This is a genomic window from Kitasatospora sp. NPDC098663 (assembly GCF_044760075.1).
Lineage (GTDB): Bacteria > Actinomycetota > Actinomycetes > Streptomycetales > Streptomycetaceae > Kitasatospora.
In genome coordinates this window covers 1-13739 of sequence record NZ_JBIWAP010000036.1, presented here as the reverse complement: position 1 = coordinate 13739, position 13739 = coordinate 1, and the positions used below count along the sequence as shown (strand labels likewise).

At 70.8% G+C, this 13739-nt stretch carries 10 protein-coding genes; 8 read left to right on the top strand and 2 right to left on the bottom strand.

The genetic code is table 11. The features are described from left to right. Window positions 1-14: 14 nt before the first annotated feature. Window positions 15-1364 carry a serine hydrolase domain-containing protein gene (locus ACIQVZ_RS31070; protein WP_402454484.1) on the bottom strand — a complete coding sequence of 450 codons (1350 nt, stop codon included), beginning with the start codon at window positions 1362-1364 and terminating at the stop codon, window positions 15-17. Window positions 1365-2363: 999 nt separating this feature from the next. After that, the gene (locus tag ACIQVZ_RS31065; RefSeq protein WP_402454481.1) at window positions 2364-2966 is read right to left on the bottom strand and encodes a hypothetical protein; all 603 of its coding nucleotides are present in this window, start codon (window positions 2964-2966) and stop codon (window positions 2364-2366) included. A 1082-nt stretch (window positions 2967-4048) separates the two neighbouring features. On the opposite strand from ACIQVZ_RS31065, the gene ACIQVZ_RS31060 reads away from it, so the two are divergent. The 8 genes from ACIQVZ_RS31060 (at window position 4049) to ACIQVZ_RS31025 (ending at window position 13371) form a co-directional block, all read left to right on the top strand. Then, the gene (locus ACIQVZ_RS31060) at window positions 4049-4273 is read left to right on the top strand and encodes an acyl carrier protein (RefSeq protein WP_402454479.1); all 225 of its coding nucleotides are present in this window, start codon (window positions 4049-4051) and stop codon (window positions 4271-4273) included. A gap of 4 nt (window positions 4274-4277) precedes the next feature. Next, on the top strand, window positions 4278-5576 hold the full coding sequence (locus ACIQVZ_RS31055) for a hypothetical protein (RefSeq protein ID WP_402454478.1): 1299 nt from the start codon (window positions 4278-4280) through the stop codon (window positions 5574-5576). Next, the gene (locus ACIQVZ_RS31050; protein WP_402454476.1) at window positions 5573-6865 is read left to right on the top strand and encodes an ATP-grasp domain-containing protein; all 1293 of its coding nucleotides are present in this window, start codon (window positions 5573-5575) and stop codon (window positions 6863-6865) included. Before ACIQVZ_RS31055 ends, ACIQVZ_RS31050 begins: the two co-directional genes overlap by 4 nt. Window positions 6866-6955: 90 nt before the next feature. Further along, on the top strand, window positions 6956-8074 hold the full coding sequence (locus ACIQVZ_RS31045; protein WP_402454475.1) for an aldo/keto reductase family protein: 1119 nt from the start codon (window positions 6956-6958) through the stop codon (window positions 8072-8074). A gap of 320 nt (window positions 8075-8394) precedes the next feature. Continuing rightward, window positions 8395-9069: an LmbU family transcriptional regulator gene (locus ACIQVZ_RS31040; protein ID WP_402454472.1), complete on the top strand. Its 675-nt coding sequence runs from the start codon at window positions 8395-8397 to the stop codon at window positions 9067-9069. A 169-nt stretch (window positions 9070-9238) separates the two neighbouring features. After that, the gene (locus ACIQVZ_RS31035; RefSeq protein WP_402454470.1) at window positions 9239-10288 is read left to right on the top strand and encodes a hypothetical protein; all 1050 of its coding nucleotides are present in this window, start codon (window positions 9239-9241) and stop codon (window positions 10286-10288) included. Window positions 10289-10318: 30 nt separating this feature from the next. After that, window positions 10319-12262: a 1-deoxy-D-xylulose-5-phosphate synthase gene (locus ACIQVZ_RS31030; RefSeq protein ID WP_402454468.1), complete on the top strand. Its 1944-nt coding sequence runs from the start codon at window positions 10319-10321 to the stop codon at window positions 12260-12262. A gap of 68 nt (window positions 12263-12330) precedes the next feature. Continuing rightward, window positions 12331-13371: a zinc-dependent dehydrogenase gene (locus ACIQVZ_RS31025; protein ID WP_402454466.1), complete on the top strand. Its 1041-nt coding sequence runs from the start codon at window positions 12331-12333 to the stop codon at window positions 13369-13371. The last annotated feature ends 368 nt before the right edge of the window (window positions 13372-13739 follow it).

The following is a 13739-nucleotide window of genomic DNA, read 5'->3' as shown; positions in this document are numbered from 1 at the left end:
GGGCGGAAGGCGCCTCAGGCGGGGTCGGCGCGCCGCGCCGTGCGCCCGGACACCTGCACCCGGTCGATCACGCCGGTGGCGGGATCCCGGTGGAAGCGCCCGCCCGGCTCGGGGCGGCCGGTGTCGGGGGCGAGCAGGTCGTAGGAGAGGTCGGCGAAACAGCGCAGGGGTAGCGGGAGGTCCCCGTCCACGGAGAGCGTGGACGATCCGTCGCCCGCGGGCTCGACGCGGTACCGGATCGAACCGTTGCGGTAGGTGCCCGCGCACTCGGGCAGGGCGACGGGCTCGCCCGCGCCCGCCGGCGCGATCGCGGCGGGCACCCGGACGCCCGCCAGTTCGGCCAGGTCGGCCGCGAGCTCGCGCCAGAGCGCGGTGGCGGCGCCGGCGTTGCCCGCGAAGGCGACCACCACGCCGCTGTCCGGGTCGGCCCGCAGGTGGCAGGAGGTCCCCATGGCGTTGCCGTCGTGGCCGCACCACAGGCGGCCGTCCTGCTGGTAGAGGGCGAGACCCGGGCCCCAGCCGTCCGCGAGCGCACCCGGCCGGGCGCCGGGCTGCGGGCGGCGCATCTCCTCGGCGACGGCGGGGGGCAGGGCCTTGGCCCGGCCGACCAGGGCGCCGCCGAGCGCGGCGAGGTCCGCGGCGCTCGCCAGCAGGGCGCCGGCCGGGGCCTCCAGCGGGGCCAGGTTCTGCCGGACCGGCCGGGCCCGGCCGGTCGCGGCGTTGAGCGCGTGCCCGGCGGCGACCGGGCGGGCGGGTGCGCTCGCGTCGACGAACACGGGCACGGTGCCGAGCGGTTCGAGCAGCAGGGCGGCCACGGCCTCGTGCCAGGGCATCCCGGTCACCGCCTCCACCAGGCGTCCGGCGGCGACGTAGCCGGCGTTGGAGTAGGAGAAGTCCGTCCCGGGCGGGAAGAGCGCGTCCCCGGCCGTGCACACGGACGACAGGTAGTGCGCCACGGTGGTCCGGGCGGCGGCGTCGGAGTCCGGCCCGGTGGGCAGTCCGCCGGTGTGGCTGAGGAGTTGGCGAATCGTTACTGCAGGCATCCGGCGAAGCTCGGGCAGGTGATCGGCGACCCGGTCGTCGAGGTCGAGGTCGCCGTCATCGGCGAGGAGCATCACCAGGGCCGCCGTGTAGGGCTTGGTGAGTGATCCCACCGGCACGACGGTGTCCCCGGTGAAGGGCGCACCGGTGGCGGCGTCGGCCACACCGGTGTGCAGGGCCACGACCTCCGCGCCGGTGTCCAGCACCACCTGGGCGCCCGGCACCCGGTGGGTGCGCGCGAGCGTGTCGAGCCGGTGCTGCAGTTCGCGGCGTAAGAGGAACGGCGCGCGCTCGCGGACGGGCGCGGAACTGGGGTACGGCATGGGCGGACGCTCCCGTCGACTGGTGCTCAGATGCGGGCGCGGCAAGCGTCCGCGGATGAATTCCGGATTAGCGTGGAGAACACCGTGAAATTTCCTGCCACCTGCGCTCCTCGACTCAAGACTCGCGGGAACAACGGGAATCGACGGAAGCCCTGCCGATGACGGCCGGCGGGTGCGAACGGGAATCCCCGACCGCTCCCGGCAGGGCGCCGCACGCGCCCCACGGGAACCGTTCCGGGCCGCTTCGGCGCTCCCCGACCGGGCGGTGCGAATGCGATCCGAATTCCACACCGCCCAGGAACGGCGAACGGGAGGAACGGTGAGCGGGAACGGTGAGCGGCGAACGGCCGACCGCCGAATGACCTCACCCCGCAGGCGGGGCCGGACAGGAATCCCGAACGCTCCAGTCGGCCGCTCCAACGGCCCTGACCTGCGCGATCGTTGCGCCCAGCATGCCTATCCCCCTGCGATCCCTCCCCGCAACCACCGTGCGGAACCTGCCACGACCGTCGCGAGGACCGGGCAATACCGTGACGGCCCGAACGCTCGGAACGACGAACGCGGAACAGTCTTCACGGCGGGTCACCCGCTCGCAACCCCTGGCGATTGAACGGAAAGCAACTCTCCCCGTAATCGGAACCGCAAAATCGCTGGTGTGACTCCCGGCCACGCCCGGAACGCCTGATGACGGGTGTGAATTCTTTGGCCGAAACTGTGGCACCCGGATCTTCCCGGCCACCCGGCCAGGTTTCCACGGGAATAGTCGAGTGATTCCCCTGACGCCTGGGGCGGTTGTGCAGGAATGCGACGGAACAGATCAGGTGCGTCGCGAGTGGATCAATGAGGGCTCTGATGCGCGTGTGCCCTGGTGCGCGTGTGCCCTGGTGCGCCTGTACGCGCCCGGGTCACGGAAGGACTGCCGCGCTCGGCCGCCCCGGGAGCGGGGCGGCCGAGGCGGATCCGCCACGCGCCGTAACGCGGGCGGGCTCAGAACGCCCGTCAGCCCCGCCAGGAACGGCCGGTCGAGGGCGGAGTCGCCGCGGCACCGGTGGACGTCACCGCGCGCGACGGAGCGGACGAACCCGACCCGGCCGACTCGATCCCCGAACCGCTGGTCCGTACGGTCGGCGCCGACGAGGTCGTCGACGTCCCGCGCACCGGCGCGGCGGAAGTCCGCGGGGCCGACGCCCCGGACGCCGCCACCGGCCGGTCCGTCGAGGTGCGCGGCGCGGTCGCGCGGCCCTGCGCGGCCACGTCCACCGGCGCGCCGCCGCCCGATTCGACCCGCTCGATCCGCAGCACCAGGTTCCGGTCGCTGCGGTCACCGCCCCCGTCCCGGTTGCGACTGTGCACCACCTGCGTCAGCACACCCCGAACCTCCTGCCAGCGCCCCTGCACCGCGCGGATGTTGGGACACCACTCGCCCTCCCGCCGGTGCTCCAGGTCGAGCTCCCAGCGCTCGGCGTCCACGAGGTGGCTCGCCCCGACCGTCCCGGGAATCTCGACCGGACGGCCGCCGCGCACCGTCACCACCGCCCGCTGCGGCCACTGCCCCTCCACCGCCGTCACCGTGATCCGGCTCTGCCCCTGGTACCAGGCCATCGCTGTCCTCCCGCATCCGTCCTCGCGCCGACCGCCGACCGGCCTCTACCGGTACCACGGCCGACGCACCCGCCCGCGTTCGACCGGCGGGCGCGACGGCGCACGTCAGGGGGTGCATGCGCCCCGGGCGGGCACAGCCGTCGAACGAATTGTCGACAGGTTCAGGTCAAGATGGCGGCTCGACCGCCCCCTTGTCCGTAGTCATGCACACACCTGACGTGACTGGCCCGCCGCTGTACGGCGCTTCCCTCACGGCCGGGACTTCGCCGGCGCCAACCGTTTCCTGACCGCCATCGCCGGTCTGTTCCAGGTCGCCAGCTGTCGCGAGTACCAGATCGTGCCCGGTGCCGCGCGGCCGCAACCGGCGCAGAGCCTCGGAGCAGGCGCTGGTCAGCGTGGTGGCGTCGGCCAGGTCTGCAAGCGGGCGCGAACCGGCGTGGCTGACCACCGCGTGCCCGTCGGCGCTGACGACGAGCTCCGGGCGTGAGCGGGCAGGGCGCCGCAGGGCTTGCAGTTGCGGAAGGCGACGCGGGAGGGCTTGCTGTCACTCCAGGCGGCCGAGCCAGGGTCCGTGCTCTCGAAGTCGACGGAGTCCAGGCGCATCCCGGCCACTGGACGCGGGAGGCGCGCAGGCCAGTGATGCGGCCGGTGATGAGCCGGGTGTCGGTGGCGGCGGCCCGTTCATCGTCGCCCCCCACCCGGTAAGTCCGCCACCAGGTAGCCCGGCCCGGCCTGCGGCTCCCTCCCCGGAACCACAGGCCAGGCCGTCGTCGTGCTACGGCAGGTGATCGCGGCAGCCAGGACAGTCCTCGTCGGCGAGGCTGGCAAGAACCCGGGCCGGAGCCTGCCTCCGGAGCTGTGGCGGGAGGGCCGCGACCGGCGGGTGTCCCGCCGGCGGGACACCCGCCGGTCGCGGAGCCGGTCGCGGAGCCGGTGCGGCCGAGAATCTCTTGCCGCGATACGGGCAGTGGCTGAGAGTATTCGTCGCCGAAGGATCATTCCCCCGACGGCCGGCGCCCTCCGTCCGTCGGCAGCTCAGGACGAGAAAGGCCCCGCCGATGGACCACCGATGGATTCGTACGTTGTTCAGCGGGCTGTTGCCGGAGGAGACCGTCAGCCTGGTCTGCGACCAGTACGACGCCTACCAGGACACCCCGTTGACGCAGCTCGGACTCGAATCCATGGCCGTGATGGGGCTGGTGGTCAGGATGGAGACGGACTTCGGCAAGGAGATCGACTACGAGGCCTTCCAGCTGTCCGACGTGTCGACGCTGGGCAGGATCAAGGAATTTCTGGGAGTTGACTGATCCGGTGAACACGCTGAGGACCACCATCAAGGCGGCTGTCGGACAGCCGGCGGTGCGTGACACGCTCACCACGCAGCTGCGTTTCTACTTTCCGCAGATCACCGCGGTCGAGTTCGGCACGGCCGAACTGACGGTCGTGTCGGAGAGTTCCGTGCCGCGGGAGAAGCTGGAACGTTCCGTCCAGCTGATCCTGGAGCGGTTCCGCGCGATTCCCCCCGGCGTGCGGAGCAGGACCCTGCTCGACTCCGGTGACGAGGCCTCCGTCGACACCTGGCTCACCGCCCGCCCCGCCCGGTTCCCCTCGGCGGTCCTGGGCAGCGCGGCGGCCGACTTCGCCGAGGAGCTGCGCCGGGTGGCGCGGCGGCCGGGGCGCCGGGCCGTCACCGGCCGTACGGCGGAGCTGCGTTCGGGCATCAACGTGTACGGGCACGAGAGCGCGGCGCTGCTGGCGGCGCTCGACCGCTTCGCCACCCGCTGCATCGCCCAGGCGTACGACGCGGAGGAACTGCTGATCCCCTCGCTGATCCCGAGTTCGGTCGTGGACCGGTCGGGATACTTCGAGACCGGCTGCCAGCACCTGAGCTTCGTGGCACCGGTGAGCAACGACCCCGACCTGTTCGAGGACTTCCTGCCGTTCTGGCGGGGGTCGGCCGAGAAGGGCGAACGGGGTACGGACCGGCAGGTGCTCGACTACCTGAAGGCCCCGCGCGACCTCCTCAACCCCGCGGCCTGTCTGCACTGCTACCGGCTCCTGGAGGACGAGGTCTTCGCCGAGGACGAGGCCCTGGTGATGACGGTGGGCGGCTCCGTCTTCCGGGACGAGTCCGGCAACCTGAACAACCAGGAGCGCCTGTACGAGTTCCGGATGCGCGAGGGCGTCGTGGTCGGCGGCGCCGGGCCGGTGGAGCGGATGCACGGCGAACTGCTGGACCTGATGGCCATGACCGGGCTCCTGCTGGGTCTGGACTTCTCCCTGGAGACGGCCTCGGACATGTTCTTCAACGACGGCGCCGGCGCGCAGTTGTTCGCACAGCTCGTCTCCGACAACAAGATCGAGCTGGCCGTCCGCTCGCACACCCTCGGCCGCAAGGTCGCCAGCGCCTCGCTCAACAAGCACGGCAGCCACTTCTCCGACGCCTTCCGGATCCGCGACGAGCGCGGCCTGGCCGCTTCCACCCTGTGCATCGGCTTCGGCATCGACCGGTTGGCCTTCCTGCTCACCGAGCGCGGGGACACCGACCTGGCCGCGCTCGCCGACCGCGTCGCCGCGAACGCCGAGCGGCTCAGCGGGGAGTGGTCGTGAACCGGACCTTCGTCTGCGTGGAGACGACCGCGTACTTCACCCTGGCGATGGAGCAGGTGGCCCGGGCCGAGGGCGACCGGCTGCTGTTCGTCTCCGCCCGTGCCGAACCCCCGGCCGGCATCCGGCTGCTCCGGCTCGACGTGCGCGACGGCCCGGAGCGGGCGGCGGCGGCCATCGAGGCGGCCTGCGCGGCAGAGCCGGCCGTCGCGGCCTTCACCAACCAGGAGCCGTACGTCATCGCGACGGCGGCGGTGGCTGAGGCCCTCGGCGTGGGCCGGAACCCGGTCGCGTCGGCGGGCGCGGCCCGCGACAAGTCGCGGATGAAGGAGATCTGGCAGGCGGCCGGGGTCAGCACGCCCCACGGCACCTACTGCGCCTCCCGTGCCGGGCTGGACCTCGCGGCGGTCGTGTACCCCGCGATCGTCAAACCCACGCACGGCTTCGCCAGCTGCGGCGTCCGGCGGGTCGAGTCCGAGGCCGAACTGCTGGCGCAGGTCCGCAAGATCTCCCTGCTCAACGCCACCACCATGGCGCAGGAGGGTGTGCCGGGCGCCGGGTTCCTGGTCGAGCAGTACCTCGAAGGGCACGAGTACAGCGTCGACACCGTCTGGTTCGACGGTGAGCCGGCCACGGACTTCCTGCTGGCGAACAACCCCGAACAGGTGTCCTTCGGGCAGTACTTCCCCGACCGGCTGTACACGCTGGACCCGGCGCTGCCGGAGGAGTTGCGCCGGACCGTCATCGACCTGACGCACGACGCCGTCCGCGCCCTGGGCATCTCCTACGGCCCCACGCACACCGAGGTCCGGTTCCACGACGGCACCCCCTACGTACTGGAGGCGGCGGCCCGGCCCGGGGCCGGTGGGATCTTCTACGACCTCGCGCGTCAGGCCCGCGGCGACGATCTCATGCGGGCGATGTACCTCAGCCTGGTCTGCGACGGCCGGGAGGAGTTCGACCGGCGGACCGGACCGGCCCTTCGGCAGCCCGGGGCCCCGCGTCCGGAGCCGGCGGACGCCCCCGGGCGCGTCACCTACTTCTGGTACAACATGCCCTACCGGGGATCCGGGATGATCCGCGCGATCGAGGGCCTCGACGAACTGCGCGAGCGCGACGACGTCCTGCTCTGCGTCTGCTTCAAGGAACCGGGCCACCACCTCCACCCGGACGGTGACCTGATCTCGGACTACTTCTGCAACATCATGGGGCGCCACCGCGAGATACCGGGCGGCCCGAGCCTGCCGGAGCTCCTGAAGAGCTTCGACGAAACGATAGAGATCGTCTACTGAGCTGTCCGCCCCCGTTCTGCCCTGTTTCCTCCGGGCGGAACGCAGCGGCGGAACGCACACCGGTCAGCGAGGAATCGGCTAGGAATCGGCATGGAATACCGTCAACTCGGCCACAGCGGCCTGAAGGTCAGCGAGATCGCGTACGGAAACTGGCTCACCCACGGGTCGCAGATCGAGGAGGACAGCGCACGGGAGTGCATCTCCGCGGCCCTGGACGAGGGGATCACCACCTTCGACACCGCCGACGTCTACGCCCTCACCAAGGCCGAGGAAGTCCTGGGAAAGGCGCTGGCCGGCGTGCGGCGCGAGTCCGTCGAGATCTGCACCAAGGTCTACTGGCCGACCGGGCCGGGCGCCAACGACCGGGGGCTCTCCCGCAAGCACATCGTCGAATCGGCGAACGCCTCGCTGCGCCGCCTGGGCACCGACTACATCGACCTCTACCAGGCGCACCGCTACGACCACGAGATCCCCCTGGCCGAGACGCTGCGCGCGTTCGACGACCTGGTGCGGCAGGGCAAGGTCCTGTACATCGGGGTGTCGGAGTGGCGGGCCGAGGAGATCGCCGAGGCCATGCGGATAGCCGACGACCTCGGGCTGGACCGGATCGTCTCCAACCAGCCGCAGTACAACATGATCTGGCGGGTGATCGAGACCGAGGTCGTGCCGGTGAGCCGGCGGTACGGCGTCGGCCAGATGGTCTTCTCACCCATCGCGCAGGGGGCGCTGACCGGTAAGTACCTGCCGGGGGCCGCCCCGCCCGCCGGCTCGCGGGCCACCGACGAGCACGGTGCCAACTTCATCAGGTACTTCCTCGCCGACGAGATCCTGGGGAAGATCCAGCGCCTCAAGCCGGTCGCGCAGGAGGCCGGGCTGACGCTCGCCCAGCTCGCGGTGGCCTGGACGCTGCAGAACCCGGCGGTCTCCGCCGCCATCGTCGGGGCATCGCGCCCCGGCCAGGTCAGGGAGAACGCCGCGGCGTCCGGAGTCCGCCTGGACGAGGCGACGATGGGGCGGATCGACGACATCCTGGCCGGCGAGATCATCACCGACCCGGCGTACACACCCGCGTCCAGCACCTACAGCACGGTCGCGGCGCGGGCCGGCCTGGCGCGGCCGTACGACCAGTCCGCCGGCACCTACAGCACGGCGGCGACCGTGGGTGCGGCTGGAACGGGCCGGGCAAAGGCCCTTCGCGCGACCACGTGATTCACCACTAAAAGGTTCGCCCGCACTATGACCGGCGTGTTTCGGACATTCCCGCCATTCTTCACCGAGTCCGGCCCCGAAGTCTCGAACGCTTGACCCCCTGGGACTGTCCTGCCATGATCAAGATGGCATTACGGGGAACGCAATTCAAACTTTAGGTGAACAGTGGATGAATACGGGGGAAACAGTGATCGCGGTGCCTTCATCAGCCTGACCTTTCTCCGCCGTCCGCAGGCCGTGCACGTCGCTGAATTCGCCGGCCGATTTCGCGCGGACGTCCACCGTCCTGCACATCGCGGGTTCCGCTGCGAGGAGAAAGCATGACAGTCGCTGTTGCCGCAGCCGCTGACGTGGCAAAGTCACAGAAACAACTGGTGGAATTCGGGCCGGCAGCCGAGGCCGGCGCCATTTCGATTCCGCGGACCGGTCTCGACCTGCCGAACCGGTTGCCGTACGAAAAATGGGTCCTCATGGGGCGCCTGCTGTCGACGGTGCACGCGTCGTCCGCCTGGTGCCTGGGGGACTGGCTCGTGCACGGGGAAACCGCCTACAGCGGCCGCTACCGCGAGGCCGTCGAGACCTGCTCCCTGAACTACCAGACCCTGCGGAACTACGCCTGGGTCGCCCGGCGATTCCCGCTGTCCCGCCGGCGGGACGCGCTCAGCTTCGGCCATCACGCGGAGGTCGCCTCGCTGGCCGATCCGGAGCAGGACTACTGGCTGCGCAAGGCGGAGGACCACGGGTGGTCCCGCAATCGCCTGCGCGCCGAGGTGCGGGCCAGCCTCAACGAGCGCGCGGGGGCGTCGGACGCGCCCGCCGACGGCGCGAAGGGAGAGGCCGGCGAAGCCGTCCGGGCCCGGGACAGCGAGATCGACCTGCAACTGGAGATCACCGCCGACCGCGTCAAGCTCTGGCAGGCCGCGGCCGACCAGGCCAGCCTCAGCGTCTCCGACTGGGCCCTGCGCGCGCTCGACGAAGCGGCCCGGACGATCTGACCGGCAACGCTCCAGCCCTTTTGTGCATCCTCTTCGCAAATCTCTTCGCAAATCTCTTCGTGAATCTCTTCGTGGATTTCATCCTGACTGCCGGCGCGTTCTGCCCGCTGTTCTTTTTTCCGTCCTGACCACCCCGGTGAATCCGCCGACCCACAGTGAAGGAGTGACGGTGACCGAGACGAATGACGTCGCCATGACCGCCTCGGAGCAGGCCCGCCGTGAGGTACAGCTCGACCGGTCCCAGTACTACGTGTGCCACGAGCGGCACGTCTTCCACCGCTACTGCATCCTGCGCGACTCGCCCGCGTTCCCCCTGCTCTTCATGGACCGCTGCTACGACTGGCAGTTCGAGATCACCGGCGACGTCCCGATCATCAGCCGCCACAACGGCTTCATGGAGCTGGTCTGCCGGGACTCCTGGGCCGAACGCGACGTCCCCCGGGAGCAGTTGGCCAAGGAGATCCGGGCCGCCGTGGGAGCCGGCTCGCACGTGGCCCTCCTGGTGTCCCTGGTGCACACCGACGGCACGCCCTACCTCACCGAGTGGCTCGTCGTGGACATCGACGACGAGGACACCGTCTACTACACGAAGACCAGCCCGGACCCGAACTTCCGGGCCGACCGAAAGCCCGTCCCGTTCGCCAAGCTGGCCGAGAACCTCGCGTACACGGAGGACGGCCTGGTCCCCGTCACCGAGATCCGGCCCTCGGCCGTCATCGACCGACTGGTCGGCCTCCCCCCGCTGGAGGCGTTCCGCGCCGTGTTCGCCGAGTTCGGACTGCGCCTGTACGACGGACGGCTCAGCCGGTACGTCACCCCGGTGGTCGTCGGTGTGGACGGGATCGACCGACTCATCGCCGACTGGGAGCGCCGGGCCGACGAGATCCTCGCGGCGGGCGCCGTCCTCTTCAACGACCAGTCCCGCCTGAACAAGCACATCCAGAACCGGTTCCAGCCGGTCCAGCACTACCTGCACTACCTGCTCGGCGAGCCGACGATCACCGCGGCCCTCGGCGAGGAGCTGTGCGATGAGATCCGGGACCAGATCGGCCTGATGGACGCCGCGCTCGCCGACGTCCTGAAGTTCAGCAGCCTGCTGGTGCAACTGCCCCGCAAGCAGAACTTCGACCTCTACCTCAAGTACCTACGCCGGCTGCGCGACACGGTCGTGGACTACCAGCAGACGAATGTCCGGATCCAGCTGACGCTGCTGAAGTAGCGGTGTCTTTTCTCGTGAAAGGATTTCCTCGTGGCTGCGCCTGGCGTCAAGGGCAACGACACTGAATTCGCTACCGGATCCGATACCGAATTCGATCTGAACGGCCTCACCCCGGAGGCGGTCCGCGCTTTGGACGCGGCGGGGTGCGAGCGCCTCGCCGCGCAGATCCGGAGCTTCCTGATCACGGAGGTCAACCGGACCGGCGGGCACCTCGGGGGAAACCTCGGCGTGGTCGAGCTGACCATCGCCCTGCACCGGGTGTTCCGCTCCCCCGACGACCCGATCATCTTCGACATCGGCCACCAGGCCTACACCCACAAGATCCTCACCGGGCGCGCCGGCGGCTTCGTCGACTTCCGGCAGCGGACCGGGATGTCCGGGTTCCCGTCGCGCGCGGAATCCCCGCACGACCTGATGGAGAACAGCCACTCCTCCACCGGGCCGGCCTGGGGGCTCGGCATCACCCTGGCCCGCGGGACCAGGTCGGTGGTGGTCATCGGTGACGGCGCGCTGACCGGAGGCGTGGCCTACGAGGCCATCAACGCCATCGGCGTGCGCCGGCAGCCCGTGGTCATCGTCTACAACGACAACGGGAGGTCCTACGCGAGGACCATGAGCCGCCTGACCCTCGGAGAGCCCTGCGACACCGAGACCGGCGGAGCGGACGACCAGCGCAACGTCGAACTCTTCTTCACCGCACTCGGGTTCAGCTACGTCGGCGCGGTCGACGGCCACGACTTCGGGAAGCTGGAGGCGGCCCTCGCGGATGCGGCGGACACCGACGGACCGGTCGTGGTGCACGTGCGGACCCAGAAGGGGCTCGGCTGGTCCGAGGCCGAGGGCGACGAGATCATGCGGCTGCACCAGGTCGGCGGGACGGCCCCGGCCGCGCCGGGGCCAGTGGCGGCCGGCGTCGGGAACCCGTCCGCGGCCGGGGAGCGCGTACTCGGGAAGGGCGAAGTCGGGGACGGCGCGGCCGGGGAAGGCGTACAACTCCCGCTCGGCAGCCGGTCGTGGGGCGACGTGCTCGGCGGCACCCTGTGCGAGCTCGCCGAACAGGACCCCCGCGTTCACGTGATCACCGCGGCGATGCCGGACAGCCTCGGCCTGCTGGAGTTCCAGCGCCGCTTCCCCGAGCGCTACCACGACGTGGGGATCTGCGAACAGCTGGCGGTCGGCCTCGCCGCCGGACTGGCCAGCGAGGGCTGCCGTCCCGTCTTCCCGGTCTTCGCCACCTTCTTCACTCGCGCGCTCGACCAGGTCGTCAACGACGTCGCACTGCACGGACTCCCGGTCACCTTCGTGGTCGACCGGGCCGGGGTGACCGGCGGCGACGGCGCCTCGTCCCACGGCATCTACGATGTCGGGCTGCTCCGTACCGTCCCCGGCCTGGAGATCTACGCGCCCACCAGCGGCGCCCAGCTGACCGGCCTGCTCCGCTCGGCCGTCGCCCGCGAGAGCGGCCCGACCGTGGTCCGGTACGCGAAGTGGAAACCCCTGCGGGACGAGCCCGACGGCGCCCGCACCAGCGCCCTGCTGCGCCGCCGCGGCAGGGACCTCTGCCTGCTGGCGCACGGGGCCACGGTGCAGACGGCGATGTCCGCAGCGGACGAGCTGGAACGCCGGCACGGCATCTCGTCCACGGTGTGGGAGGTCGTACGGCTGCGACCGGCGGTCGGCGAGGTGTTCGCCGACGCACTGGCGCACCGGGCGGTCATCACCGTCGAGGACCTGGTGGCGGGCTCCGGCCTCTACACCGACCTGCTCTCCCACCTCGCGGAGGCCGACCGTGCCGACGCCCCCGGCAGGCGGCCCGGCACGGCGGAGATCGCACTGCCGCCCGCGTTCCTGCCGCTGGGCCCCCGTGACGAGGTGCTCGCCGAGTTCGGGGTCAGCACCGCCGCGGTGGTGGAGCGCGCCCAGGAGCTGCTCGGCCTCAGGGCCCTGGCCGGCGCCGCACCCGGCGCGAGCTGAGCAGGCGCCCGCCCGCGCTCCCGGCCTCCGGGCCCCTTGGACTGTTCCCCTACGAGAAAGTCAGCGAAGTGAAGGTTGCGCGCTTTTACGCTCCCGAGAAGATCCTCATCGAGGACTCGCCCGAGCCCGCACCCGGTCCGGGTGAGGTGAAGCTCAAGGTCCACAACACCTCGCTCTGCGGCACCGATCTGAAGATCTACCAGTACGGCAACCACCGGATCGACCCGCCGCGGGTGCTCGGCCACGAGATCGCCGGTGAGGTGGTGGAGCTGGGCATCGGCGTCGAGGGCTGGGCGGTGGGCGACCGCGTCCAGGTGATCGGCGCCATCCCGTGCGGGCACTGTCCCGAGTGCCGGCGCGGGCGGATGACGGTCTGCCCGAACTTCGAGGCGATGGGTTACCACTACGACGGCGGATTCGCCGAGTACATGGTCGTCCCGGAGAAGGTCGTCGCCGTGGGCGGGGTGCACCGCATCCCGGACGGCGTGAGCTTCGCCGAGGCATCCGTCGCGGAGCCGCTCGCGTGCGTGCTCAACGGACAGGAACTCGCCGGGGTCGGTGCCGGGGACGACGTGGTGATCGTGGGCTCGGGGCCAATCGGCTGCCTGCACGCACGGCTCGCCCGCGCCAGGGGCGCCTCCCGAGTGTTCCTGGTCGAGCTCAACCGCGAGCGCCTGGCCCGCGCCGCCGAGCTGGTCGAGCCTGACGGGGTGATCTGCGCCGCGGACACGGACGTCACCGACGAGGTGTTCCGGCTCACCGACGGACTCGGCGCCGACGTCGTGATCACCGCCTCGGCCTCCGTCCCCGCACAGGAGGAGGCCGTCCGGTACGCCGCGCGGCGAGGCAGGATCAGCCTCTTCGGCGGACTGCCCCAGGGCGCTCCGATGACCGCCGTCGACGCCAACCTCGTGCACTACCGCGAGCTCACGATCGTGGGTGCCAACTCCTCCAGCCCGGCCCAGAACGCCCGCGCATTGGAGCTGATCGCCGACGGCACCGTCCGGGTGGACGACCTGATCACCCACACGTTCCCCCTGGACCGGTTCGCTGATGCTCTGGAGATCCTGGAGCGGGGAGCGGGGCTCAAGGTGACGATCGCACCCTGACGGTCAGTTGGGCGAGTACCGGCCGGAGGCGCGCGCCTCCGGCCGGCCTTCGTGTTGTGTGCTTGGTTCTCATGCTCGTCGGTGGCCCGGTCGGGGCCGAAAGGGAGTGGTGTCGTCAATGGTGTGGAACCGGACCCAGATAGTGTTCGCCGTCATCGTGCGCACGGTGCTGACGGTGCTGATGTCAGTGGTGGATCTGCTCATCGTCTGTGTCCGGGCCGGAAGGCGGCGGGCCCGGCCGGCTGCGCCTCGGTAAGGCCCTGAGGCCCTGGAGCCCCGGAAATGCAGAGAACCCCCATCCGGTCTCCCGGATGGGGGTTCTCTGTGAATGATTGTTCGGCGGCGTCCTACTCTCCCACAGGGTCCCC